Origin of the sequence: Streptomyces sp. NPDC019224 (assembly GCF_040632605.1) — a bacterium.
Lineage (GTDB): Bacteria > Actinomycetota > Actinomycetes > Streptomycetales > Streptomycetaceae > Streptomyces.
Genome location: NZ_JBEYCF010000028.1, coordinates 47,819 through 70,405, shown reverse-complemented (window position 1 = coordinate 70,405; position 22,587 = coordinate 47,819). Strand labels below are relative to the sequence as shown.

General features: G+C 71.5%; 26 protein-coding genes and 2 pseudogenes. 10 read left to right on the top strand and 18 right to left on the bottom strand.

Going from position 1 to position 22,587, the window contains the following annotated elements; genetic code table 11:
* Positions 1-22 precede the first annotated feature (22 nt).
* The gene (locus tag ABZ564_RS19510; protein WP_360857649.1) at positions 23-1,105 is read left to right on the top strand and encodes a DMT family transporter; all 1,083 of its coding nucleotides are present in this window, start codon (positions 23-25) and stop codon (positions 1,103-1,105) included.
* Positions 1,106-1,346: 241 nt separating this feature from the next.
* On the opposite strand, the pseudogene ABZ564_RS19505 reads toward ABZ564_RS19510, so the two are convergent.
* A pseudogene (locus tag ABZ564_RS19505) lies at positions 1,347-1,622 on the bottom strand (alpha/beta fold hydrolase); the annotation flags it as partial.
* A 551-nt stretch (positions 1,623-2,173) separates the two neighbouring features.
* Between ABZ564_RS19505 and ABZ564_RS19500 the strand changes: the two are divergent.
* The gene (locus tag ABZ564_RS19500) at positions 2,174-2,941 is read left to right on the top strand and encodes a GntR family transcriptional regulator (RefSeq protein ID WP_360857646.1); all 768 of its coding nucleotides are present in this window, start codon (positions 2,174-2,176) and stop codon (positions 2,939-2,941) included.
* Between the two features lie 65 nt (positions 2,942-3,006).
* Here the strand turns inward: ABZ564_RS19500 and ABZ564_RS19495 are convergent, their stop codons facing one another.
* The gene (locus ABZ564_RS19495) at positions 3,007-4,164 is read right to left on the bottom strand and encodes an ROK family protein (protein ID WP_360857643.1); all 1,158 of its coding nucleotides are present in this window, start codon (positions 4,162-4,164) and stop codon (positions 3,007-3,009) included.
* A gap of 425 nt (positions 4,165-4,589) precedes the next feature.
* Positions 4,590-4,991: a mismatch-specific DNA-glycosylase gene (locus ABZ564_RS19490; RefSeq protein WP_360857640.1), complete on the bottom strand. Its 402-nt coding sequence runs from the start codon at positions 4,989-4,991 to the stop codon at positions 4,590-4,592.
* A gap of 55 nt (positions 4,992-5,046) precedes the next feature.
* Between ABZ564_RS19490 and ABZ564_RS19485 the strand changes: the two genes are divergently transcribed.
* Both ABZ564_RS19485 and ABZ564_RS19480 read left to right on the top strand, forming a co-directional pair.
* On the top strand, positions 5,047-6,243 hold the full coding sequence (locus ABZ564_RS19485; protein WP_360857637.1) for a site-specific integrase: 1,197 nt from the start codon (positions 5,047-5,049) through the stop codon (positions 6,241-6,243).
* A 158-nt stretch (positions 6,244-6,401) separates the two neighbouring features.
* Positions 6,402-6,680, top strand: coding sequence for a hypothetical protein (locus ABZ564_RS19480; protein ID WP_360857635.1), 279 nt, complete (start codon positions 6,402-6,404; stop codon positions 6,678-6,680).
* On the opposite strand, the gene ABZ564_RS19475 is transcribed toward ABZ564_RS19480, so the two are convergent.
* The gene (locus tag ABZ564_RS19475; protein ID WP_360857632.1) at positions 6,671-6,898 is read right to left on the bottom strand and encodes a hypothetical protein; all 228 of its coding nucleotides are present in this window, start codon (positions 6,896-6,898) and stop codon (positions 6,671-6,673) included. The two genes, ABZ564_RS19480 and ABZ564_RS19475, sit on opposite strands and share 10 nt — an antisense overlap.
* Before the next feature lie 52 nt (positions 6,899-6,950).
* Between ABZ564_RS19475 and ABZ564_RS19470 the strand changes: the two genes are divergently transcribed.
* From ABZ564_RS19470 to ABZ564_RS19460, 3 genes are all read left to right on the top strand, one after another.
* Positions 6,951-7,349 carry a hypothetical protein gene (locus tag ABZ564_RS19470; protein WP_360857629.1) on the top strand — a complete coding sequence of 133 codons (399 nt, stop codon included), beginning with the start codon at positions 6,951-6,953 and terminating at the stop codon, positions 7,347-7,349.
* Positions 7,350-7,360: 11 nt separating this feature from the next.
* Positions 7,361-7,654 carry a hypothetical protein gene (locus ABZ564_RS19465; RefSeq protein ID WP_360857626.1) on the top strand — a complete coding sequence of 98 codons (294 nt, stop codon included), beginning with the start codon at positions 7,361-7,363 and terminating at the stop codon, positions 7,652-7,654.
* A gap of 267 nt (positions 7,655-7,921) precedes the next feature.
* Positions 7,922-8,101 (top strand): hypothetical protein, encoded by a 180-nt coding sequence (locus ABZ564_RS19460; protein ID WP_360857623.1) that lies wholly within the window; start codon positions 7,922-7,924, stop codon positions 8,099-8,101.
* Between the two features lie 68 nt (positions 8,102-8,169).
* Here the strand turns inward: ABZ564_RS19460 and ABZ564_RS19455 are convergent, their stop codons facing one another.
* Both ABZ564_RS19455 and ABZ564_RS19450 read right to left on the bottom strand, forming a co-directional pair.
* The gene (locus ABZ564_RS19455; protein WP_360857620.1) at positions 8,170-8,571 is read right to left on the bottom strand and encodes a DUF5958 family protein; all 402 of its coding nucleotides are present in this window, start codon (positions 8,569-8,571) and stop codon (positions 8,170-8,172) included.
* Positions 8,572-8,573: 2 nt separating this feature from the next.
* Positions 8,574-9,200 (bottom strand): DUF6000 family protein, encoded by a 627-nt coding sequence (locus ABZ564_RS19450; RefSeq protein WP_360857617.1) that lies wholly within the window; start codon positions 9,198-9,200, stop codon positions 8,574-8,576.
* A gap of 101 nt (positions 9,201-9,301) precedes the next feature.
* Here ABZ564_RS19450 and ABZ564_RS19445 point away from each other — a divergent pair, with 101 nt between their 5' ends.
* Positions 9,302-9,535: a recombinase gene (locus ABZ564_RS19445; protein ID WP_360857614.1), complete on the top strand. Its 234-nt coding sequence runs from the start codon at positions 9,302-9,304 to the stop codon at positions 9,533-9,535.
* Here the strand turns inward: ABZ564_RS19445 and ABZ564_RS19440 are convergent, their stop codons facing one another.
* From ABZ564_RS19440 to ABZ564_RS19405, 8 genes and pseudogenes are all read right to left on the bottom strand, one after another.
* A complete protein-coding gene (locus ABZ564_RS19440; protein ID WP_360857611.1) occupies positions 9,536-10,279 on the bottom strand; it encodes a hypothetical protein in 744 nt (247 codons plus the stop codon).
* 271 nt (positions 10,280-10,550) lie between these two features.
* A pseudogene (locus ABZ564_RS19435) lies at positions 10,551-10,709 on the bottom strand (uracil-DNA glycosylase family protein); the annotation flags it as partial.
* Between the two features lie 37 nt (positions 10,710-10,746).
* Complete coding sequence (purB, locus tag ABZ564_RS19430; RefSeq protein ID WP_360857608.1) at positions 10,747-12,189, bottom strand: adenylosuccinate lyase; 1,443 nt, start codon at positions 12,187-12,189, stop codon at positions 10,747-10,749.
* Positions 12,190-12,248: 59 nt separating this feature from the next.
* A complete protein-coding gene (locus tag ABZ564_RS19425) occupies positions 12,249-13,118 on the bottom strand; it encodes an SGNH/GDSL hydrolase family protein (RefSeq protein WP_360857605.1) in 870 nt (289 codons plus the stop codon).
* A gap of 81 nt (positions 13,119-13,199) precedes the next feature.
* Positions 13,200-14,219: a hemolysin family protein gene (locus ABZ564_RS19420; RefSeq protein ID WP_360857602.1), complete on the bottom strand. Its 1,020-nt coding sequence runs from the start codon at positions 14,217-14,219 to the stop codon at positions 13,200-13,202.
* Positions 14,216-15,553, bottom strand: coding sequence for a hemolysin family protein (locus ABZ564_RS19415; RefSeq protein ID WP_360857599.1), 1,338 nt, complete (start codon positions 15,551-15,553; stop codon positions 14,216-14,218). Before ABZ564_RS19415 ends, ABZ564_RS19420 begins: the two co-directional genes overlap by 4 nt.
* Positions 15,554-15,796: 243 nt before the next feature.
* Entirely contained in the window at positions 15,797-16,216 is a 420-nt protein-coding gene (locus tag ABZ564_RS19410; protein ID WP_360857596.1) for a GNAT family N-acetyltransferase, read from the bottom strand.
* 63 nt (positions 16,217-16,279) lie between these two features.
* Positions 16,280-17,563 carry a cytochrome P450 gene (locus ABZ564_RS19405; protein WP_360857593.1) on the bottom strand — a complete coding sequence of 428 codons (1,284 nt, stop codon included), beginning with the start codon at positions 17,561-17,563 and terminating at the stop codon, positions 16,280-16,282.
* Between the two features lie 243 nt (positions 17,564-17,806).
* Between ABZ564_RS19405 and ABZ564_RS19400 the strand changes: the two genes are divergently transcribed.
* Together ABZ564_RS19400 and ABZ564_RS19395 are read left to right on the top strand one after the other, a co-directional pair.
* Positions 17,807-18,034, top strand: coding sequence for an antitoxin (locus tag ABZ564_RS19400; protein WP_356715004.1), 228 nt, complete (start codon positions 17,807-17,809; stop codon positions 18,032-18,034).
* Complete coding sequence (locus ABZ564_RS19395; RefSeq protein ID WP_360857590.1) at positions 18,031-18,402, top strand: fic family toxin-antitoxin system, toxin component; 372 nt, start codon at positions 18,031-18,033, stop codon at positions 18,400-18,402. Before ABZ564_RS19400 ends, ABZ564_RS19395 begins: the two co-directional genes overlap by 4 nt.
* Before the next feature lie 15 nt (positions 18,403-18,417).
* Here the strand turns inward: ABZ564_RS19395 and ABZ564_RS19390 are convergent, their stop codons facing one another.
* From ABZ564_RS19390 to bioB, 4 genes are all read right to left on the bottom strand, one after another.
* Positions 18,418-19,101 carry a methyltransferase domain-containing protein gene (locus tag ABZ564_RS19390; RefSeq protein ID WP_360857587.1) on the bottom strand — a complete coding sequence of 228 codons (684 nt, stop codon included), beginning with the start codon at positions 19,099-19,101 and terminating at the stop codon, positions 18,418-18,420.
* A 113-nt stretch (positions 19,102-19,214) separates the two neighbouring features.
* Positions 19,215-19,949: a dethiobiotin synthase gene (gene bioD / locus ABZ564_RS19385; RefSeq protein WP_360857584.1), complete on the bottom strand. Its 735-nt coding sequence runs from the start codon at positions 19,947-19,949 to the stop codon at positions 19,215-19,217.
* A 3-nt stretch (positions 19,950-19,952) separates the two neighbouring features.
* Positions 19,953-21,257, bottom strand: a complete 1,305-nt coding sequence (locus ABZ564_RS19380) for an adenosylmethionine--8-amino-7-oxononanoate transaminase (protein WP_360857581.1) — start codon at positions 21,255-21,257, stop codon at positions 19,953-19,955.
* Positions 21,250-22,476 (bottom strand): biotin synthase BioB, encoded by a 1,227-nt coding sequence (gene bioB, locus ABZ564_RS19375; protein ID WP_360857578.1) that lies wholly within the window; start codon positions 22,474-22,476, stop codon positions 21,250-21,252. The genes ABZ564_RS19380 and bioB overlap by 8 nt, the downstream gene beginning before the upstream one ends.
* Between the last annotated feature and the right edge of the window lie 111 nt (positions 22,477-22,587).

Here is a 22,587-nt window from a genome sequence, read left to right as displayed (position 1 = left end):
TACGCTCCCTAGCGTCGGTCCCATGAACGTGACCTCTCCGCGCGGCCCCCTGCTCGCCGCATTCGCCTGCGTCCTCGTCGGCGCCTCCTTCACCGCCAACAGCGTCCTCGGCGACTACCCGTACGCCGGCGGCCAGGCGCTGCGCTACGGCCTCGCGGCGCTGCTCCTGCTGCCCCTGGTCCACCGGGCCGGGGAGCCGCGCCCCCTCGCCACGCTGCGCCTGCTCACCGGCCGGCAGTGGGGGCGGCTCGCCCTGCTCGCCGCCGTCGGCATGGTGGGCTTCAACCTCGCCGTCCTGACCGCCGAGCGCTCGGCGGAACCCGCTGTTCCGGGCGTCTTCGTCGGCTGCGCCCCGATCGTCGTGGCCGTGCTGGTGCCCCTGCTGGAAGGGCGCCGCCCCACACGTCCCGTGCTGTACGCGGCGGCGCTGGTCGCCGCCGGCGCCTTCACGGTCCAGGGCTGGGGGCGCACCGACCTCGCCGGCATCCTGTGCTCCGTCGGCGCGCTGGCCGGAGAGGTGGGCTTCGCCGTCCTCGCGGTGCCGGTGCTGCGCCCGCTGGGCCCGAAGCTGCTGTCCGCGACGGTGTGCGCCCTCGCGGCGGCCGAGTCGGCGCTCCTGGGCCTGGTGCTGGACGGCGGCGGCTTCCTGCGGGTGCCGACCGGGGACGAGACGCTGGCGCTGATCTGGCAGGCGGCCGTCGTCACGGTCATCGGTTTCGTCTGCTGGTACATGGGAATCCAGCGCATCGGCGCCGAGCGCGCCACCCTCTTCTCCGGCCTGATCCCGGTCTCCGCCGCGCTCACCGCCCCGCTGGTGGGCACCGGCTCGTACGGTCTCGCGCAGGCGGCGGGCTCCTGCCTCGTCGGCCTCGGTGTGGCGATCGGCTCGGGAGTGCTGGGGCGGCGCGGCGGGCACCGGGCGGACGGTTCAGCGGCTGGTGTCGAGGACCACCCGGGCCACCGGAGCGGGGGCGTCGTTCATCGGGACGTGACCGCAGCCGGGCAGCCGGACCAACCGGGCGCCGGGCATGGTGTGCTAAGCCCGGACGCCCTGGCGGCGCGGCAGGAGCCGGTCGCGGCCACCCCGGGCGATGATCACCGGTAGACCCGGTACGTCGTCGGTGAACAGCACGTCCCGGCCGGCGGCCAGGATCTGGTGGAAGCCGGGCCGCCCCGCGCGGCTCCGGCGTCTCGGAGACGGCCGCCGAGGGCGAGCGGCGGCCGGGCCGGGCGTAGAGGGTGCTGGTCAGCACCGTCCGCCCGACCGCCGTGCGGGAGAGCCGCTCTGTCAGGGGCAGTGGTATCGACTCCGCCGCCGGCCGCATCGCGCGCAGCCTCCCGAAGGCGTAGACCCTTTCACGCTCGCTCCAGAAGCCGGCGGGCGAGAGCGCGGTCACCGAGCGGACGGCCTGCGTACGCCCCGGCTCCAGGGCGAGGAGCCCGCCGAGCGAGTTGCCCGCCCCGCGCGGGCGGTCCACCCCGATCGCCTCGCAGAACCCGGCGAGCAGCGGTGCCCCGGTCGCCAGGTCGTACGGGACGCCCTCCGGCAGCGCGGGGGAGGCCCCGAAACCGGGCAGGTCCACGCCGACGACGTGGCGTTCCACGGCGAGGACCGGTATCACCGGGTCCCAGGCCTGACGGTGGTGGCCGATGCCGTGGAGCAGCAGCAACGGCTCCCCGCGACCACTGCGTTCGTACGCCACGGACACGGTCCGGGGCCCTCGGGGCGACTCGACGCCGAACGAGACCGTGCCGGCCAGGGAGGTACCCCCGGTCCTCGCGACACGGGGAGACCGTGCCGGTAAGCGGATGGACCTTGCGCCCACCACAACTACCGCCAAGTAGCTTCCAGTTCCACAGGCCGGTACGCCTTTGCCCGCCGCGGCCCGGCCACTGGTTTCTTCCGGTCGGCACGACCGGCTCCGTCCGGGCGCGACGGAATCGTTCACCGGCCCCGCGTGTCCGCCCCGACGTGGGGCTTTGTGCTGCGCGGGGCGCACCGGGCCGCGAACGTCCTGTGAACGCTGTGCGGCGGGCCAGCCATTCACAGGGTCCCCGGCGCAGGATTGGTCTTGACCAAGGGGGTGTGCCGCCCTATGGTCTCAACGTTAAGACAGGAACCTTTAATAAATAACGTGGCGGAAAAAGCCGCTGGGCGATTGCGGAGGACAGGGTGGGGACCACGCAGCTGGAAACGGTGCAGGAGCCGAAGTACTGGCACCTCAAGACCGTGCTCAGTGAGGCACTCGACTCGGACTTCGCGGTGGGAGAGGTCCTTCCCAACGAGCGTGAGCTCGCCGCCCGGTTCGGTGTCGCCCGGGCCACGCTCCGGCAGGCCCTGGAGCAGCTCGAACTCGAAGGCCGGCTGCACCGCCGCCGCGGCGTCGGGACCACGGTCGCCCCGCCGCGCGTGGGCGTGACGGTCTCCACCGCCCGCAACGACTGGAACGAGGGCGGCGCCGGCGAGGCCTGGCAGCCGGTGGACTGCGAGAGCGCTCCCGCCCCGGCCGCCGTCGCCGCGGCGCTGAACGTCGGCGCCGAGGAGCCCCTGCACATCGTGCGCCGCATCCGGACGAGCCACGGCCAGGTGGTCGCCGCCGAGCTGCTCTACGTGCCGTCGTCCTCGGTGCCCGACCTGTCCGGCATAGAGGCCCCGTCCGGCGCGGCCCGCGCCCGCAACGTCGTACGCGAACTGCACCGGCTCGGCCTCGAGGGCCAGGACCGCTCCGTCGAGCTGGGCTCGGCCCGCGCCGATGACGCCAAGGAGCTGGACCGGCTGCCCGGCGCCCCCGTCCTCGTCGTCACCACCCGCTATCTCGCCGCGGGCGGCACGGCGGCGGTCGCGATCGCCACGTACCGGGCCGACACCTGCCGGCTCACCTTCGGGGACTCGGGCGACCTGGAGATCAGCCACCCCGCCCAGGAGCGCCAGGCGTCCTGAGACGGGCCGTCACCGGGCGCGAGCCCGTACGGCCCCCGGCTCCCGCACCCCACGGCCCGTCGCGCTCAGCGGCGGGCCGTCACCGTTCCCTCGACGGCGAACAACTGCTCCTCCACGTGATCCAGCGCGAGCCGCAGCGCACCGGTCGCCACCGCCGCCTCTCCCAGGAGCGACAGGGCCACCCGGGGCGGGCGGAGGCAGTAGCGGGCCAGCTCGCCCCGGAGCGGGTCCAGCACGCCGTCCAGCCCGGCGGCCCAGCCCCCGACCACCACCAGCTCGGGGTCGAGCGCCAGCACCAGCGCCGCCACGTCGTGCACCAGGCGCTGGATGAACCGCTCCACCGCGGCCTGCGCCTGCTCGTCCCCGTGCCGGGCCTTCGCGAAGACCGCGGCGACCGCGTGCTCGTCGAGCGGATCGAGGGGGGTGTCCGTCGTCGACAGCAGGTGCTCCGGCGTCACGTCCCGGCCGAGCAGGTGCAGCGCGCCGATCTCCCCGGCCGCGCCGCCGAACCCCCGGTGCAGCCGCCCGCCGATCAGGGAACCGGCACCCGGGCTCAGCCCCGCCAGCACGAACACGATGTCGTCGGACTCGGTGGCCGCGCCCTTCCAGTGCTCGGCGACGGCGGCGGCGTTGGCGTCGTTCTCCACGAGGACGGGGCAGCGGAACGAACGCCTCAGCCGCTCGCCCAGGGGCAGACCCGTCCAGCCCGGCAGCGCGGTGCCCAGCCGGACCGTTCCGTCCGCCTCCACGATGCCCGGGCTGCCCACCCCCACCGCCCGCAGGCTGCTGCGGGCCACACCGGTGCGGCGCAGGAGGTCGGCCACCACGGTCCGCACCCGGTCGAGGCGGTCGTCCGCACCGGCGGTCTCCGGCACCTCGCGTGAGCCGGCGCCGATGATCCGGCCGTCCAGCCCCGACAGCAGGGCGGACACGCGGTGCGGGCCGATCTCGATGCCCAGCAGGTGCCCGGCCTCGGCCCGGAAGCGGAAGCGGCGGGCCGGGCGGCCCTGACGGCGGGTTTCGGCCCCCTCCGGAGCGCACTCGACGACCAGGCCCGCCTCGAAGAGCCCTTCCACGACGCCCTCGACCGTCGGGCGGGACAGGCCCGTGATGCGGGTCAGGTCCGTGAGGGTCGAGGAGGAAGCACCCCGCAGGGCGTGCAGTACCACCGCGGAATTGATCCGCCGCAGCAGCGACGGGTCCCCACCGGTCAGCCGGCCCACGGTGTGTCCTCCCAGCTCGTGCGCATGTCAGGCGGATGGTACTCGCTGCTCAGGGGGAGGGCGACCGTGGGTTGCCGAGCCGTGGGGAGAGGCCGTGACCGGTGGGGAGCGGCGGCCGTGGAACCGGGGCGCCGAGCGGGCATCTGCCGGAGGGCGTCGGTCGGTTGGCGCCCGTCAGGTGCGCTCGAAACGCCGACTGGCGACCGGGCACCAGGAACGAGAGGGCTGAAATCATCTCAAACTACGAAGGAAGGCCCTGATGGCCGGCGGAGAGAGTCCTACGGACGGCATGACCACCGCACAGCGCCTCCGCAGCCGTTGGGACGAGCCGGAGCCGGCCGGTCCGTACCCGGAGGAGGGCGGCTCCGGGTACGAGCCGGGCGTGGTCGGGACGGAGGCCGGCCCAGGCCCGCCGGGACGGGGTGCTAAAGGGTGCCGGCCTCCACAGCGGCGCGCAGCCGGGCGTACTCCTCGGCCATGGTCCGAGTGGTCCAGTGCGCGTTGAGGCCGCTCGGGTTGGGCAGGGCCCATACGCGGGCTCCGCCGACCGTCCGCTCCTGGGGCCCGATCCGGGCCCGGCGGTCGCCGAACGCCGTGCGGTAGGCGGTGATCCCCACGACGGCCAGCCATCGCGGGCGCAGCCGCTCGACCTTGGCGGTGAGGATCCGCCCCCCGGCCCGGAATTCCTCGGCGGACAGCTCGTCGGCCCGGGCGGTGGCCCGGGCGACGACGTTGGTGATGCCGAGGCCGTGGTCGAGCAGTTCGGCCTGCTCGGCGGGGAGCAGCCGGCGCGGAGTGAAGCCCGAGAGGTGCACCGTTATCTGCACCGTCTCTTCTCGTTGATCGCGGTGACGGTCCCCGAGATCAACGAGGAGAGTGGAAGTGGACCTGCGACACGAACTCATGGAGGGACGGGCGGATATTCCCCGCGTCGGAGCTGTGCTCCCGGCGCGAGGCGTCCATCCGCCGTACATCGTCGTCAACGGGTACGACGACGAGATCAAGCCGGTCACCGCGTACCTGCGGGACCTGGCCCTCAACGACAGCAGTCCGCTGACGGTCCGCAGCTACGGGTACGGGCTGCTGCGCTGGTTCCGGCTGCTGTGGCTGCTCGGTGTGACCTGGGAGAAGGCGACCGAGGCCGAGACGGCTGCTCTGACCGGCTGGCTGCGCTCGGCGGTGAACCCGCAGCGCCGACGGAAATCGGCGGACGGACCGGCCCCGGGCTCGGTGAATCTGCGGACCGGGAAGCCGGTGCTGCGGGCCGGGTACGCACCGCGGACGATCAACCACGCCTTGTCGGTGGTCAGCGGGTTCTACGAGTTCCACGCCCACCAGGGCAACGGTCCGGTCACCAACCCGGTCCCCGTCTCGCCGCAGCGTCGCCGGGCGCTGGCCCACCGCAGCCCGCTGGAGCCCAAGCCGGTGCTCGGCCGGGCCCGGCTGCGGCAGAAGGTCGCCGACCGACCGCCCCGGTCGATCCCCGACCAGCTGTGGGACGAGCTGTTCGAACGCATGGGCTGCGAGCGCGACCGCGCACTGCTGGAGTTCTACGTCTCCAGCGGCGCCCGCGCCGAGGAACTGCTCGGCGTCGGCATCGGCGATCTCGACTGGGCGGGCCAGAAGATCTACGTGATCTCCAAGGGCACGCGGGAACGCCAGGCGGTTCCGGCCTCGCCGCAGGCGTTCGTGCGCCTGGCCCGCTACCTCGATGAGATCGGCACCCCGCCGACGGACGAGCCGTTGTGGCGGACCCGTCGCGGGGCGGACCGGCCGATGTCCTACTGGGCGATGCGCCGCGTCCTCCAGCGCGCCAACGAGGCACTGGGCACCAACTGGACCCTGCACGACCTGCGGCACACCGCCGCCAACCGGATGGCCAACGGCGGCAAGCTCACCCTGCCCGAGGTCCAGGCCGTCCTGCGCCACGCCAACATCCAGACCACCAGCCGCTACCTGGCGGTCCGCGTCGAGGAGATCTTCGACAAGCTCACCGAGCACTACAACACCCCGCGCATCGAGCGGAGCCACCCCACCGGCTACGCCGCCGACGACATCGCGGCGGTCTTCGGTGCCTGAGACATACCTCCGTACCACCGGCCTCAGCCGCCGCCACGGCCCGGTCGCCGAGGGCCTCCAGTTCCCCAGCCGCTTCGTCGGCGGCCCGATCACACCGGAGCCCGCCGTCGCGGCCGCACGGAGAGTTCGCCACCGCCTCCGTTCCACTCCTGTCGCAGGTGGCCGGCTCCTCCTCGATCTGGCCCGACAGGCCCCGCGCCACCCGCCTGAACTGGAAAGACTCCACCCGCGTGCTGCTGGAGTACCTCCTCACCTTCCCCGGGGAAACGTGGCAGGAGCGATGGGACGCCAGCCCGCTGGGGCAGGGGCAGATCGCTGCCGACGAGGTCGGATCGCGCCGGACCACAGGCATCGGTTCGGATCCCCTTGCATCCATGAGCACGCTTGTGTCAGATGCTCGCTCCTCCGGCCTGATCCGGCCCAACGGTCACGGCTGATCGACATCCGTGACAACCTGATCGCCCGGATCGCCGAGGCGGAGCGGGAAGGATGGCTGGGCGAAGTCGAGGGCCTCCAGGTCAGCCTCACCGGCGCGCAAGGCAAGCTGGACCAGCTCGATGCCGAAGCAGCCCGCCGACCCTCCACAGTCGATCTCGGCATGCCGACCTTCGCCGACGTTGCCATCCGCACCACCACTACGTCGACGGACCAGCACCGTCCCTGAAATCCATGGTCGCCACGAAGCTGAACCGCCTACGCTCCAACTCATGCGAACTGTCTTCGTGTTTCCCGCAGGTGAGCGAGCTGCGACCGTCGCCTCGCTCAATCGGCATCTGCCCGAGCAGCGCAATCCATGGACTCTGGACGGCAACCTCTACATCGACATCGACGATGAGCAGACCGGCTACCTCTTCTCCGATTGGGATCCCGAGGATGTGGCGATCCTCGAAGCGGCCGTCGGACATCACCCCACTTGGGCGGTGCAGATCGACATCTCCAGGCGGATCGACGGCACCGCAGAGGTTCACCGAATGATCGCTCTGCTGCTTGAGCATGGGGGCGTGGCAACGGACGACTACACCCCCCACCCTTGGACCCTGCCGGAAATCCTGTCTGGAGCGGTGATCGACGGCCTGCGGTTCTTCGACTTCCGCGGCTACCGCTAGCACGGGCGCTCTTGACTCTGTCCGCTGCTCCCTCCTGCGCCCCGACCCCGCCCAGCGCGGCCGCCTGGTGGAGATCCGCGACAACCTCCTCGACCGGATCGCACGAAGCCGAGAAAGAGGGCTGGCTCGGCGAAATCGAGGGCCTGCGCGTCAGCCTCGCCGGCGCCGAATCCAGAATCGACCAGATCGACTCCGCGCCCGGCAGCGTGGCGATCAACCTCGGCATGTCGCGCAAGGCCCCGGCTCACCCCGTCCAGAAGGAGGGAGCGGGGTCGCTGAGACAATCGCGGGATGATCAGCAATGAGATCCGGTTCGATTGCCAGCACCGTGGCGACAGGGGTCTGCTCGTGGTCGTCCCTCACATCGACGGAGCACCACTCACCGAGCTGATCGATGAGTACGAGATCGCGGCCGGGATGCAGCCTGCAGGTGATGTCTACGGTGGTCTGATTCCGGAGTTCTTTTGGTTCGGCCCGATGCAGGACCACTTCCTCGGACTGTCCACTAGCGCGATGGGGCCGAAGACCCCGCCCTCGGTTGTGAATGCGGTGAGTGGGGGTGCTGGCCGCTCATGGCCCGCATCACCGCGACAGCGGATCTCGTAACCTGGGACGCCTTCGAGCAACCCCACCGCAAGACCCGCGACTACGTGACATTCGGTCCGTTCCAGTTCGACCGCCACCAATACGATGGCGCCTTGCAGGCCCTGAGCGCGGTGATCGACTCCGCCGCCGACGACACGAGCGCATGAACACTGCCGTCAGTCCGTCTTGCCGCACATGGAGTCCAGGGGCGGAGGCAGCGGTGGGGGACTCGTCCTCACCCGTCGGCGACGGGCAGGTTGTGCCACCAGTGACCGCATCCGTCGGAGCAGAAGCGTTCGCGGCGCCGTTCGTCTGCGACCGCGAGGACCTTGACCAGTAGCCGGAACGCCTTGCGTCGTTCGTCGACAGGGGTGAGGCCGGCGATCTTCCCCAGTTGCTGGTCGATCGGGCCGCAGGTGATCAAGACCGCTGGGGTGTGTGTCGGGCGCAGCCCGGCACGTCGGATGCTCTCCGGTCCGTCTTCGGTGACGGCGCGCGCCTGCACGCAGTGGTGGCGCAGGAACAGGAGTATCTCGGCCTGCTCCTCCGGGCTGTGGGTGTCGAACCACTCGATGCCCTGTGACATCGGGCGCAGTCCTTGGGCGAGTTCGTTGAGGATGATGTCCCGCTCGGTCATGATCAGCTCCCGCAGGCCGGCGAGGCGAAGACCTCAGCGGTCTCGTCGACGAAAGCGCACAGTTGCTGCACGGCCTGCCGACAGTCATGCGGGTCGAGAGCCGCCACAGCCCGGACTTCGAGCCATCGGTCCCAGGGACCGGCCGGGGCAAGGAACCGTGTCGTGTACTCGGAGCCGAGAATCTCATCGAGGTACAGAAGCGTCCCAAGGACGACTGCCTGGTCGTAGTCGAGGTCGGGACGCGACAAGTAGTGATCAAGGTATGCGCTGAGCAGTTCGGCATCCGCTGCAGTGCCGAACTTCGCAAGGGCGACGCAGTATGCCGCGCCCGCATACGGCCCCTCGCTGGCCAGCAGGAGTCGACCTATGAGCTCGCGGAACTCGGACCTGTGGGCCACAGCAACCAGCCAGGCGGCAGTCTTGCGCTCGCGCCATCCACCCTCGAAGAGGACGCCGAGCTCCGCCGGAGTGATTTCGTACGCAGCCTGAGCCAGATCCCGCACGAACGCGGAGCGCTCAACCGGGCTCAACCGGAAAACGCTCCCGCCCAACCGAAGGTATCGCCGATCAGGCGTGACGAACCGCCGAACCAGATCCTGCAACTCGGGATCGCTCTGAACATCACGCATAGCCGCATCCTGGCCCGGGACGGTACTCATGTGCCACAGGTTTGCCGACTGCCTCAACGGACCGTAGTTACTGGTTCAGAGAAGCATGCATCCGCTGCCCGGTGCTCCACATCAGCCCGAAGATGCTCGGCCGCCTCGAAGAACTCGAAGCCGACCTCCTCGCCCGCCTACGGCGGGCCGAGGAAGAGAACTGGCTCGGCGAGGTCGAAGGCATCAACCTCACGCTCACCTTCCTCCGCGCCAAGCGCGACGAAACCCAACGCCGGACACGGCGTCCCGCCGTCGATCTGGGCATCCCCCAGCCCCGGCCCCGCGCGACGGGGAGCAAAGAATGATCACTTCGGCCGGTGGTCCGGCCCCGGACGCATCAACAGCAGATCCTCGCCCCAGGCATCCAGCGTGGGCCCGAGGCCGGCCTTTCGTGCCACGGCCTCGACCCGTCCGAAGAGCCGCCGCTGGAAGTCCAGGTCACCAGTCCCTGCGATCCGTCCGATCGCGTCCAGCAGCATGTCTGTTTCCCATCCCGGCAGGGGGAATCTCTCCAACTCCCACTCCAGGTACTTGTTATAGGGACGCGGACGACGTTCCAGCGTGAACAACAGCTCCAGCAGGAAGCCCACGCTGTCGGCTGCATCGAGACGGGCGGCCAGCAGGTGGCCGTCTCGGGCGTTCTTGACTGACCGATACAGAGAGTTGGCATAGGCATCCAGCCAACCAGCCGCCGCCTGAAACGCCTCGTCGCTGTCAAGCTGCCCCTTGGCAGCGACGAGCTCGGCGATCTCGCCGTCGAGCCGGTCGATCACGATCTGGGCGCGGGTGAGGGCATAACGCTCATAACCGCCGAGCCGACGGAAATCGTCGACCGTGGTGACGACGACATCGACCTCAGCGGAACGGTGACCGTCGAGATCCAAAAGGCCGGTATCCAACCCCTCTGCCACGATGACGTACACATCGCGGTCGGAATACTCGGTGGCCATGCCGTCGTGAGCGTGAGAGCCCTTGAGGACGAGTCCGACGACTGCGGGGTCGGTTGCTGCGCGGGCGAGCAACGCCTCATAGGTCAGCTTGGGAATCATGCCGTGATCTCCAGTGGGTTGGACGGACTGCACAGGCTGACCAGCCCTCGCCGCCACATAGACGGGAGAGCGGTCACTCCGTCTGCGACGGCCACAGTGCCGCCGCCCTGAAGATCAACGCACGTTCAGAACATTACCGGCTCCGACCTACGGCCGCAGCCCCTTTCCCATCCCGGCTGCGGCCACCGGCCCGAGCCGTTGAAACCGAATCAGGAGGCTCATTGACGAACTACCTGCAAGGCATAACACGAACGAGTGAAGTGCAGAGAAGGAGGACGGGCCAGAAGCGGTTGCCGGGAAAGGCGAAGTGGTGTCCCGTGACCGCTGTGGTGAGGCTCGGGTTGATCCCGCAGAACAGGACGCGCAGGCCGCCCGCGACCACGTCGGGAACGACGCGGTCGCGGGCGGCCCGGAGCTCTTCGGGCGTCATCGGCGGGAGGCGGTGGCCGTCGCCGTCGCCGTCGCCGTCAGAGGATGGAGCCCGGCGCGTACGCGGCGGCCTCGGGGTGCTGCTTGGTGATCTCCTCGATCCGGGAGACGAGCGCGGTGACCTGGTCGCCGGCCGCCCCGGTGAAGGAGAGCTTGTCCGCCATCAGCTCGTCCAGCTGGGCGCGGTCCAGCGGGATGCGCTCGTCGGCAGCGAGCTTGTCCAGCAGCTCGTTGCGCTCCGTGCCCTGCTCACGCATGGCCAGGGCGGAGGCGACGGCGTTCTCCTTGATGGCCTCGTGGGCGACCTCGCGGCCGACGCCGGCGCGCACCGCGCCCATCAGGACCTTGGTCGTGGCGAGGAACGGCAGGTAGCGGTCCAGCTCGCGGGCCACCACGGCCGGGAAGGCGCCGAACTCGTCGAGCACCGTCAGGAACGTCTCGACCAGCCCGTCGAACGCGAAGAACGCGTCCGGCAGGGCCACCCGGCGGACCACGGAGCAGGAGACGTCGCCCTCGTTCCACTGGTCGCCCGCCAGCTCGCCGGTCATCGAGGCGTAGCCGCGCAGGATGACCATGAGGCCGTTGACGCGCTCGCAGGAGCGGGTGTTCATCTTGTGCGGCATCGCGGACGAGCCGACCTGGCCGGGCTTGAAGCCCTCGGTCACCAGCTCGTGGCCGGCCATCAGCCGGATGGTCTTCGCCACCGAGGAGGGCGCCGCCGCCAGCTGGACCAGCGCGGTCACCACGTCGTAGTCGAGCGACCGGGGGTAGACCTGGCCGACCGAGGTGAAGGCGTGCGCGAAGCCCAGGTGGCCGGCGATGCGCTCTTCGAGCTCGGCCAGCTTCCCGGCGTCGCCGCCCAGCAGGTCCAGCATGTCCTGCGCCGTGCCGACGGGGCCCTTGATGCCGCGCAGCGGGTAGCGGCCCAGCAGGTCCTCCAGCCGGCCGTACGCCACCAGCAGCTCGTCCGCCGCGGTCGCGAAGCGCTTGCCGAGGGTGGTGGCCTGCGCGGCGACGTTGTGGGAGCGTCCGGCGACGACCAGCTCGCGGTACTCGGCGGCGAGCTTGCCGAGGCGGGCCAGGACGGCCACGGTGCGGTCGCGCATCAGCTCCAGGGAGAGGCGGATCTGCAGCTGCTCGACGTTCTCGGTGAGGTCGCGGGAGGTCATCCCCTTGTGGACGTGCTCATGACCGGCGAGGGCGTTGAACTCCTCGATCCGGGCCTTCACGTCGTGCCGGGTGACCTTCTCGCGCTCGGCGATCGAGGCCAGGTCGACCTGGTCGAGGACGCGCTCGTAGTCGGCGAGGGCGGCGTCGGGGACCTCGATCCCGAGGTCCTTCTGGGCGCGCAGCACCGCCAGCCACAGCTGACGTTCCAGCTTCACCTTCTGCTCGGGGGACCAGAGGACGGCCAGCTCCGTGGAGGCGTAGCGGCCGGCCAGGACATTGGGGATGCGAGGCTTCGCAGACACAGCAGTCACGTGTCCTGATTCTACTGGCGGTTTGTGCAGCTCAGCGCCGAGGTCTGGTTTGTGGGTTGCTACGAACCGGCCGGGCCCCGCGCCTCCTGCCCGCCGGCCTCCACCCGCCGCCACGCGGCCACCGGCGCCGCGGCGGCGTCCTCCTCCGGGGTGACCCAGAAGGCGCTCCCCAGTTCGGCGTTGAACTGCGCCCCCACCCGCCCGTCGCCCGACGAGCGCCCCGTGAGGCGCCTGCCGATCCAGGGCAGCAGGTGCTGCCGGGCGAAGCGCACGTCCTCCACCCGCCGGGCGGCCCAGCGGGGCGGGACGGAGGCGGGCAGCGGGGACCGCCAGTCGCTCTCCGGCGCCAGCCCCAGCGTCTGCCAGACCGCCTCGGCCACCCGGCGGTGCCCCTCGGCGGTCAGATGCAGCCGGTCGACGTCCCACAGGCGCGGGTCGCCCAGCGCCGGAGCGCCGTACAGGTCGACGACCACCGCGTCGTGCCGCGCGGCCAGCTCGTCGATCAGGGTGAACAGCTCCTCCATGCGTGGCCGGAACCGCTCCATCACCGGGCCGTTGCGGCCGGGGCTGCGCATCAGCACCAGCTTCTCGCAGGACGGCGCAAGGCGCTCCACCGCCTCCTCGAGCCGTCCGCGCACCATGCCCATGTCGCACTTGGGGCGCAGGGTGTCGTTGAGGCCGCCGACCAGCGTCACCACGTCCGCCCGCATGGCCGCCGCCGCGTCCACCTGCTCGTCCACGATCTGGCCGATGAGCTTGCCGCGTACCGCGAGATTGGCGTACCGGAAACCGGGCGTGCGAGCGGCGAGCCGGGAGGCGAGCACATCGGCCCAGCCCCGGTACGAACCGTCGGGCAGCAGGTCCGACATGCCCTCGGTGAACGAGTCGCCCACCGCGACGAGACTGGTGTATGAGGCATTGATTTCCATGGCGAGGCGATCGTATCGCGGTCCCCCACGGCCCTGCCGGGCGAACGGCGGCTCCGGGACCAGGCCCGGAGCCGCCCTGGTTCACCGGTTCTGGGGCCGCCCCACCAGTTCCCGGAGCACGTCCTCCATCGTCACCATGCCCGCCAGCCGACCGTCCTCGTCGACCACCGCCGCCAGGTGCGTACGGCTGCGCCGCAGCGCGGTCAGCGCGTCGTCCAGCGGTGTCGCCGCCCGGACCCGTGCGATCGGCCGCATCGAGGACACCGGGAACGGCATGTCGCGCGGGGCGACGTCGAGGGCGTCCTTCACATGGAGGTACCCGAGGATGCGCTGCTCGGCGTCCATCACGGGGAAGCGCGAGAACCCCGTCTCGTGCGACAGCCGCTCCAGCTCCTCCGGCGTCGCCCCGACCCGGATGTACATCACCCGGTCCACCGGCAGCACCACGTCCCGCACCGGCCGCCGCCCCAGCTCCAGCGCGTGGCGCAGCCGCTCGGCCGCCCGGTCGTCCACCAGTCCGGCGTCGCCGGCGTCCTTCACCAGGCGGGCCAGTTCGTCGTCCGAGAAGGTCGCCGCCACCTCGTCCTTCGTCTCCACCCGCAGCAGCTTCAGCAGCGCGTTGGCGAAGGCGTTGATCGCGAAGATCACCGGGCGCAGCGCCCGGGCCAGCGCCACCAGCGGCGGGCCGAGCAGCAGCACGGACCGCACGGGCTCGGCCAGCGCGATGTTCTTCGGGACCATCTCGCCCAGCAGCATGTGCAGATAGGTCGCCACCGACAGCGCGATCACGAACGAGATCGGATGGACCAGCCCGTGCGGCACGCCCACCGCGTCGAAGACGGGCTCCAGCAGATGCGCGATCGCCGGCTCGGCGACGATACCGAGGACCAGGGTGCACAGCGTGATGCCCAGCTGCGCCGCCGCGAGCAGCGCCGAGACGTGTTCGAGCCCCCAGATGACGCTGCGCGCCCGCCGGTTCCCCGCCTCTGCCTGCGGTTCGATCTGGCTGCGGCGCACCGAGATGAGGGCGAACTCCGCGCCGACGAAGAAGGCGTTCACGACCAGCGTCAGCAGGCCGATGAAGAGCTGTACGGCGGTCATCGCTCGTCCTCCGACGGCAGGTGGGAACCGGTCGGCGGTGCGTGCAGCAGCGCCCGGGCCGCGCGGCGCCCGGAGGCGTCCACCACGTCGAGCCGCCAGCCGGCCAGCTCGATCGAGTCGCCCACGGAGGGGATGCGGCCGACCTCCGTGGCGATCAGGCCCGCGAGGGTTTCGTAGGGGCCGTCCGGCACGCGCAGCCCGATCGCCTCCAGCTGGTCCGTGCGCGCGGCGCCGTCCGCCGACCACAGGACCCGCCCGTCGGCGTCCTCACCGGCCGGGGCGAGGTCCGGCGTCTCGTGCGGGTCGTGCTCGTCGCGCACCTCCCCGACGACCTCCTCGACGATGTCCTCCAGCGTCACGACGCCCGCCGTGCCGCCGTACTCGTCGATCACCACCGCCATGGCGAGCTTGCCGGACAGCCGGTCGAGCAGCCGGTCCACGGTCAGCGTCTCGGGCACGAGCACCGGTTCGCGCAGCATCTCGGACACCCGCTTGCGGGATCGCTGCTCGGCGGGGATCGCCAGTACGTCCTTGATGTGGGCGACGCCCACCACTGTGTCGAGGCTGCCCCGGTACACGGGGAAGCGGGAGAGGCCGGTGGCGCGGGTCGCGTTGGCGACGTCCTCGGCGGTCGCGCCGACCTCCAGCGCGGTGACCTGCACGCGCGGGGTCATCACGTTCTCCGTGGTGAGCTCCGACAGGCTGAGGGTACGGACGAACAGCTCGGCGGTGTCCGCCTCCAGCGCACCCTCCTTCGCGGAGTGCCTGGCCAGCGCCACCAGCTCCTGCGGGCTGCGCGCGGAGGCCAGCTCCTCGGCGGGTTCCAGCCCGAAGCGGCGCACGATGCGGTTGGCCGTGTTGTTGAGATGGCTGATGAAGGGCCGGAAGACGGCCGTGAAGACCCGCTGCGGGGTGGCGACGGTCCGCGCCACCGCGAGCGGTGAGGAGATGGCCCAGTTCTTCGGGACCAGCTCGCCGACCACCATCAGGAACACCGTGGACAGGGCCGTGCCGATGACCAGCGCCACGGACGACGCGACACCGGCCGACAGGCCGACGGCCTCCACCGGCCCGCGGATGAGCTTCGCGATGGACGGCTCGGAGAGCATGCCGACGACCAGATTGGTGACGGTGATGCCGAGCTGCGCCCCGGAGAGCTGGAAGGTGAGGCTGCGTACCGCCTTCATCGCGCTCGCGGCCCCGCGGTCGCCCTGCTCGACGGCCTTCTCCAGCTGGCCGCGTTCGACCGTGGTCAACGAGAACTCCGCCGCGACGAAGGCGCCGCAGGTGAGGGAGAGCAGTACCGCAACGAACAGCAGAAGCACTTCGGTCATCGGTTCACCTCCGTCCCATGATCGGGCAGGGACTGGCGGACCGCGCGATGTCGGCGGCTTCGGCTACTGGGAGGCTCGCCCATGGGCGGACGCTCACACCTCTCGTCGGAAGGGGCAGGACTGGATCCTCATGGTAAAGGACCGGCAAAGCGGCGTACTGGTGCGATCGCTTCGCCCATCTGCCCCTGTGCCCGCCTGGTGCCGCGGCACTCAAGGCGAACCCCGGCTGCCGCGGCACTGGAACTAGAGCGGCTTCACCCACCGCCGCCAGTGGTTCTCGCGGTGGTAGCCGGCCGCCTGCCAGACGTGGTGCGCACGCTCGTTCCTCTCCAGGACCATGGCGTCCACGCGCCGGCCGCCCAGCTCGGCGAAGCGCTGGTCCGCCGCGTCCAGCAGCGCGGTCGCGATGCCCTGCCGGCGGTGGTCCGGGTGCACGGCCAGCCGGTAGGCGGAGCACCGCCAGCCGTCGAAACCGGCGATGACGGTACCCACGAGCGTGCCCTCCCGCTCCGCGAGCAGCAGCGCTTCCGGATCCCGGTCGATGAGCCGGGCCACCCCGTCCTGGTCGTCGCTGATGCTCGTGCCCTCCGCAGCCGTGCGCCAGAACCGCAACACGGAGTCGATGTCGGAAAGGGTGGCGCACCGTATGCCGAGATCACGCATGGGGCGAGCCAATCAGATGATCGCTTCCCCGCGCGAGCGGTTTCCCGCCTCGTACGGGACGGCTCAGCGCAGCCGTACGGGCAGCGCGTCGACGCCGTAGACGATCGACAGCTTGCGGAAGGCCAGATCCTGCGGCGGGACGGCGAGCCGCATCTCGGGAAACCGCCGGACCAGGGCCGGAAAGGCGGAGCGCAGCTCCATCCGGGCCAGCTCCGCGCCGATGCAGCGGTGGATGCCGTGCCCGAAGGCGAGATGCCCGGCCGGAGTGACCCGGTCCACGTCGAAACGGCCGTCGTCCGTGACGTATGCCGGGTCGCGGTTGGCGCCGCTCAGTGAGCAGAGCACCATGTCGCCGCGCGGGATGACCACCCCGGCGATTTCGATGTCCTCGCGGGCGAACCGGGGAAAGGCCATCTGCACGGCCGACAGATAGCGCAGCACCTCCTCCACGAAGGGCGCCGTCACACCGTCGTCCGCGCGCAGCCGGTCCGCCACCTCCGGGTTCCGCAGGAGGACGAGGGCGCCGAGCGCGATCGTGCTGGCGGTCGTCTCGAACCCGCCGGTGAGCACCCCGTCGGCCAGGCCCGCGAGTTCCTCGTCGTCGACGCTGTCCCCGTGCTCCCGCACGATCATGCCGAGCAGACCGTCGCCGGGGTCACGCCGCTGCGCCCGGACGACGCCCCGGAAGTAGTCGAGCGAAGCGGACATGGCGCCGAACGGAGCGGTCGTCCCGGCGAACAGGTCGAAGCGGTCCATGGCCAGCTTCTGGAAGTCGTCGCGGTCCTCGTAGGGCACCCCGAGCAGTTCGCAGATGGTCAGGGAGGGGACGGGCAGCGCGAAGGCGTGCACCAGGTCGACCGGCCCCGTCGCGGCGGCCATCGCGTCCAGCCGCTCCGTGACGATGGCGTCGATCCTGGGCGCCAGGCGGCGCAGCCGGCGCATGGTGAATTCCGGGGTCAGGATGCGGCGCAGCCGCGTGTGCACCGGCGGATCGCTGAACCCCAGCCCGCCGGGGCTGTGTTCGGCGGCTATGCCCGCGTTGCCCGCCAGATGGGCGAAGTCGGTGCTGAAGCCCTCGATGGAGCCGAGTACGGCTTTTGACTCCTCGTAGCCGGTGACCACCCAGGCGTCCATGCCGAACGGCAGGGCCACCCTGCTCACCGGAGCGCTCGCCCGGACGTCGGCGAGCCGCCGCACCGGATCGAGCCCCTCCCTGCGCAGCGGCATCAGCAGCTGTTCGGGGAGCAGTTTGATGGTGGAGGACCTGAGTCCGTGCTTCTGGATCCGCGCCAGATAGCCGCGTCCGAGCCGGGCGGTGATGCGGGAACGGAACGTCGTCGTACTCAATGTCACTCCATGAGTCGTCGCGAGATCTGGTCGGTTGGCGCGCGTTCGGCGCCAGGACGTGGCCGACTGCGGTGACTTCGGCTACCTGAGCAGGAATTATGACCACCTGTTCGAGCGCCGGGAGGCCGGGGTGCGGAATATGTCCGTGACACCCGGGCGCGACGGGTGCCCGCCACGGCCCCGGGATACCGCACCCCGCCTCTCCTCTTGCTGGTGCTAGCGGTCGCGCGCTAGCGTGAGGAGGTGCCCAAGACGCAGCTGAACGTTCGAGTGGACGAGGCGACCGCGGAGGCCGCGAGGCAGCGCGCGCTCCAGAGGGGGATCAGCGTGAACCGCTACATAGAGGAGCTCGTCAAACAGGACGCGGGCGAGGTGGGACACACCTTCGTCGAGGCCGCGGCGGACTTCATGAAGCAGTACGAATCGGTGTTCGCCGAGGAGTTCGGCCCGGAGCGCGAAGGCACCCGTTGAACCTCCGGATCCAACTCTCCTGGCTTCTCATGGTCGCGGAGCACAAGACGCCCGGCGATCCGCAGGTGACCGACTGGGGCGCCCTGGTCGCGGCCGTCGCGCGTCACGAGGCGGAGATCTTCGGCAGCCCCGTCTACAGCGATCCGCACTCCAGGGCCGCGGCCCTGCTGCAACTGCTCCTGCACCTCCCGGCGCTGGAGCGCTCCAACGCCATGTTCGCCTCCGCCGTCGCCTACGGCTATCTGGTCGCGTCCGGCATCAAGGTCGTCACCTCGCCCGAGCAGGTGCGAGACCTGGCCCTCCTGGCCAAGAAGGGCGAGGCGGACGTCCGCGCCATCGCCGACGAACTGCGCCGGTGGAGCCTGTGACCGCGTCCCGGAGCCCTACCCCCGCCCCGCCGTCGCGGGCCCGCGCGCCACGCCCAGCACACAGGACGAGGTGGGCAGCCGGATACCGCGCTCGGGCAGGTTGACCCGCCGGTACGACTCCACCGTGAAACCGGCCGCCGCGATCGCGGCGAGCGTGTCGCGCGAGGTGTGGCAGCCCCCGGCCACCCGGGGCCAGAAGGCGCGGTCCAGCGCGCGCTGGGTCGCGGCCATGGCCCGCCCGTCGGCCCGGACGTGCTCGAAGAAGCGCAGCTCGGCCCCCGGCCGCAGCACCCGCCGGATCTCCGCGAGCGACCGCTCCACATCCCGTACGGTGCACAGCACCAGCGAGGCCACGGCCCCGTCGAACGCCTCGCTCTTCACCGGCAGCGCCTCCGCGGTCCCCGGCACCACGTCCACCGGCATGCCCGCGCGCACCGCCGAGCGCACCGCCAGCCGGCGCAGCGTGCGCTCGGGTTCGATCGCCACCACCTCCGAGACCGCCGGCGGGTAGTGGGCGAAGTTCAGGCCGTTCCCGGCGCCGACCTCGATGACCCGCCCCGTGAGCCCGGCCAGCAGCTCCGCCCGGATCGCGGCCAGACCGGCGGCGGACTCGGCGGCCACGCTCATCCGGGCGTAGCAGCGCGCGAAGACGGGGTGGTGCACCGCGTCCCTGGGGGTTCTCGTACTCCGCAGCCGCATGGCGGACCTCCTCGAAGGGCCGGCTCGCCCGCGTCGGCGGCGGCGTGCGCCCCGCTCGGCCCGCGCGGCCGGGAAAGGTTCGGCTCCTTCGATTCTGCCCCGGTCCAGGCCGCTCAGCCGCGCGGCGAGGGCCGGGCGAAGGCCGTCGCCCCGGTTCCTCGGCCCAGCGGCCGGTGTCCCCCCAGCGGTCCGGCCAGCCAGTCCGCCGCTTGCGCGCGGAAGTCCGCCGGTGCGAGCGAGCCGGCGCCCTCGGGGACGACACCGAGGAGGGGAGCCCCGGCGGCGACCGGCAGGTCCGCCACATTGCAGCGCGCCGCCAGGCCGGGCGCGGCCGGCATGCTGCCGATGACCACTCCCAGGCAGTCGAGACCCCGGGCCCTCAGGGCCTCCGCCGTCAGGGCCGTGGAGTTCAGCGTGCCGAGACCGGCCGGGGCGACCACCAGGACCGGGGCCGCCAGCAGCCGGGCCGCGTCCGCCAGGGTCGCCCCCTCGTCGTCGAAGCGTACGAGCAGCCCGCCCGCGCCCTCGACCAGGACCAGGTCGTGGCCGGCGGCCAGCTTCTCGGCGGCCTCGGCGACCTCGTACGGGCGTACCGGCCGCATCCCGGCCCGCCGGGCAGCCGTCGCGGGCGCCAACGGCTCGGGGAAACGGGCCAGTTCGACCGCCGTCACATGGCCGCCCGCCAGCCGCGCGACCTCGGCCGCGTCACCCGGCTCGCCCGGCTCCAGGCCGGTCTGGGCCGGCTTGAGCACCGCCACCCGACGGGGTGCGGCGGCCGCCGCCACGGCCGCCGTCACGATCGTCTTGCCGATCTCCGTGCCGGTGCCCGTCACCACCAGAACGCTCATGTCTCAGCCCTCCCGCGCCGCCGCGCACACGGCGCGGCAGATCCGTGCCACATCGTCGTCACCCGTCACATACGGCGGCATGGTGTAGACCAGGTCCCGGAACGGCCGCAGCCACACCCCTTCGCGCACCGCCGCCGCGGTCGCCGCCGCCATGTCCACCTCGTGGTCCAGCTGCACCACGCCGATGGCGCCGAGCACCCGCACATCGCGGACCCCGGGCAGCTCCCGCGCCGCCGCCAGGCCCTCGTCCAGCCCGGCCTCGATCCGTTTGACCTCCTGCTCCCAGTCCTGGCCGAGCAGCAGGTCGATGGAGGCGCAGGCCACCGCGGCGGCGAGCGGATTGCCCATGAACGTCGGACCGTGGGCGAGCACCGGCACCTCGCCGCGCGAAATGCCCTCGGCCACCCCGCTCGTGCACAGCGTCGCCGCCATCGTCAGATAACCGCCGGTCAGCGCCTTGCCCACGCACATCACATCGGGGGAAACCCCTGCGTGATCGGCGGCGAACAGCCTTCCCGTACGGCCGAAGCCCGTCGCGATCTCGTCGAACACGAGCAGCACGCCGTACGCGTCGCACGCCTCGCGCAGCACCCGCAGATAGCCGGGGGAGTGGAAACGCATCCCGCCGGCCCCCTGGACCACCGGCTCCACGATCACCGCGGCCAGCTCGTCCGCGTGCCGCCCGATCAGCCCGCGCAGGTGCGCCGCGTACGCGGGGTCGGGCTCCGCGTCGTAACCGGCGGGCGGTTCGTCGGCGAAGACCTGGCGGGGCAGCGCGCCCGACCACAGCTCGTGCATCCCGCCCTCCGGGTCGCACACCGACATCGGCTGCCAGGTGTCCCCGTGGTACCCGCCGCGCCAGGTCAGCAGCCGTTTCTTGGCCGGCCGCCCGGCCGAGCGCCAGTACTGCAGGCACATCTTCACGGCGACCTCGACCGACACGGAGCCCGAGTCGGCGAGGAAGACATGACGCAGCGGCTCCGGGGTGATCTCCACCAGCCGGGCCGCCAGCCGGACGGCGGGCTCGTGCGTGAGCCCGCCGAACATCACATGACTCATCCGGTCCAGCTGGCCGCGCGCCGCCTCGTTCAGCACCGGGTGGTTGTAGCCGTGCACGGCGGACCACCACGACGACATCCCGTCGACCAACTCGCGCTGCCCGTGGGAGGGTTCGGCGAGCCGCAGCCGGACCCCGGACGCGGACTCCACGACCAGCGGCTCCTGCCGGCCCGGCATGGGCCCGTAGGGGTGCCAGACGTGTGCCCGGTCCAGGTCCCGGAGCACGGCGGGGGAGAGCGGCTCAGGCATTGGGAGCGAGGTCCGTGCCCGCGCCGCGACGGCGGACCGCCACCAGATCCGTACGGGCGCCCGGTACCGGCGGCTCCGGCGCATCCTCGGCGGCGGTCGTGGTCTCCGCTTCCGGCGCCTCGCCGCAGGGCCCGCGGCCGCCCGCGTGCGAACCGCAGCCTTCCGCCTCCGGGCCGCGGCCACCCGCGTGCGAACCGCAGCCGCCCGCCGCGTCCGCACGGTGCCGGGGGAGCGTCGTCGTACCCGCCCCCTCCACCTCGAAACCGGCGTCCGCGATCATGTCCAGGTCCGCCTGGCCGGCCTGGCCCTCGCTGGTCAGGTAGTCGCCCAGGAAGATCGAGTTGACCAGGTGCAGGGCGAGCGGCTGCATCGAGCGCAGATGGACCTCGCGCCCGCCCGCCAGCCGTACCTCCACGTCCGGGCAGACGAACCGCACCATCGCCAGGATGCGCAGACAGCGCTGCGGCGTCAGGTTCCACTCCTTGGCGAGCGGGGTGCCCTCGAACGGGATCAGGAAGTTGACCGGCACCGAGTCCGGGTCCAGCTCGCGCAGCGAGAAGACCACGTCGACCAGGTCGGCGTCGCTCTCGCCCATGCCCGCGATCAGCCCCGAGCACGCGGAAAGACCGGCGGCCTGTGCCCGGTGCACCGTGTCCACGCGGTCGGCGTAGGTGTGGGTGGTCGTGATCTCCCCGTACGTCCCCTCGGACGTGTTGAGGTTGTGGTTGTACGCGTCGGCTCCCGCCGAGCGCAGCCGGTCGGCCTGCCCCTCCGAGAGCAGACCGAGGCAGGCGCACACCTCGACGCCCTCGTTCTGTTCCTTGATGGCCTCGATGGTCTGCGAGACCCGGTCGACGTCCCGGTCGGTCGGACCCCGGCCGCTGGCCACCAGGCAGACGCGCTTGGCGCCGCCGGCCACCCCGGCCGCCGCCGCCTTCGACGCCTCCTCGGGCTTCAGCCAGGTGTACTTGAGGATCTCGGCCTTGGAGCCGAGCCGCTGCGAGCAGTACGAGCAGTCCTCGGGGCAGAGCCCGGACTTCAGATTGACCAGATAGTTCAGCTTCACCCGCCGCCCGAACCACTGACGGCGTACCTTGCCGGCGGCGGCCACCACGTCGAGCAGTTCGTCGTCCGGGGTCGCCAGTACGGCGAGCGCTTCTTCACGGGTCGGCAGCTCGCGCCGCAGCCCCTTGTCCACCAGCGTGTTCAGGAGGTCCATGGCGATGATCCTGACGCACCGCACCGCCCGGAGCCAAGGAGGAACCGGACAACGGATCTCACGGAGGGTGTGTGCATTGCCACACCGTGCGTTGGTGTGACCGCGGTTAGG

What these genes read in the sequence shown, in the direction of transcription:
- ABZ564_RS19510 (WP_360857649.1), top strand. Translation starts at nt 23, where the DNA reads ATGAACGTGACCTCTCCGCGCGGCCCCCTGCTCGCCGCATTCGCCTGC.
- ABZ564_RS19470 (WP_360857629.1), top strand. Translation starts at nt 6,951, where the DNA reads ATGCGAACTGTCTTCGTGTTTCCCGCAGGTGAGCGAGCTGCGACCGTC.
- ABZ564_RS19460 (WP_360857623.1), top strand. Translation starts at nt 7,922, where the DNA reads ATGGCCCGCATCACCGCGACAGCGGATCTCGTAACCTGGGACGCCTTC.
- ABZ564_RS19455 (WP_360857620.1), bottom strand. Translation starts at nt 8,571, where the DNA reads ATGACCGAGCGGGACATCATCCTCAACGAACTCGCCCAAGGACTGCGC.
- ABZ564_RS19450 (WP_360857617.1), bottom strand. Translation starts at nt 9,200, where the DNA reads ATGCGTGATGTTCAGAGCGATCCCGAGTTGCAGGATCTGGTTCGGCGG.
- ABZ564_RS19440 (WP_360857611.1), bottom strand. Translation starts at nt 10,279, where the DNA reads ATGATTCCCAAGCTGACCTATGAGGCGTTGCTCGCCCGCGCAGCAACC.
- ABZ564_RS19425 (WP_360857605.1), bottom strand. Translation starts at nt 13,118, where the DNA reads ATGGAAATCAATGCCTCATACACCAGTCTCGTCGCGGTGGGCGACTCG.
- ABZ564_RS19420 (WP_360857602.1), bottom strand. Translation starts at nt 14,219, where the DNA reads ATGACCGCCGTACAGCTCTTCATCGGCCTGCTGACGCTGGTCGTGAAC.
- ABZ564_RS19415 (WP_360857599.1), bottom strand. Translation starts at nt 15,553, where the DNA reads ATGACCGAAGTGCTTCTGCTGTTCGTTGCGGTACTGCTCTCCCTCACC.
- ABZ564_RS19410 (WP_360857596.1), bottom strand. Translation starts at nt 16,216, where the DNA reads ATGCGTGATCTCGGCATACGGTGCGCCACCCTTTCCGACATCGACTCC.
- ABZ564_RS19390 (WP_360857587.1), bottom strand. Translation starts at nt 19,101, where the DNA reads ATGCGGCTGCGGAGTACGAGAACCCCCAGGGACGCGGTGCACCACCCC.
- bioD (WP_360857584.1), bottom strand. Translation starts at nt 19,949, where the DNA reads ATGAGCGTTCTGGTGGTGACGGGCACCGGCACGGAGATCGGCAAGACG.
- ABZ564_RS19380 (WP_360857581.1), bottom strand. Translation starts at nt 21,257, where the DNA reads ATGCCTGAGCCGCTCTCCCCCGCCGTGCTCCGGGACCTGGACCGGGCA.
- bioB (WP_360857578.1), bottom strand. Translation starts at nt 22,476, where the DNA reads ATGGACCTCCTGAACACGCTGGTGGACAAGGGGCTGCGGCGCGAGCTG.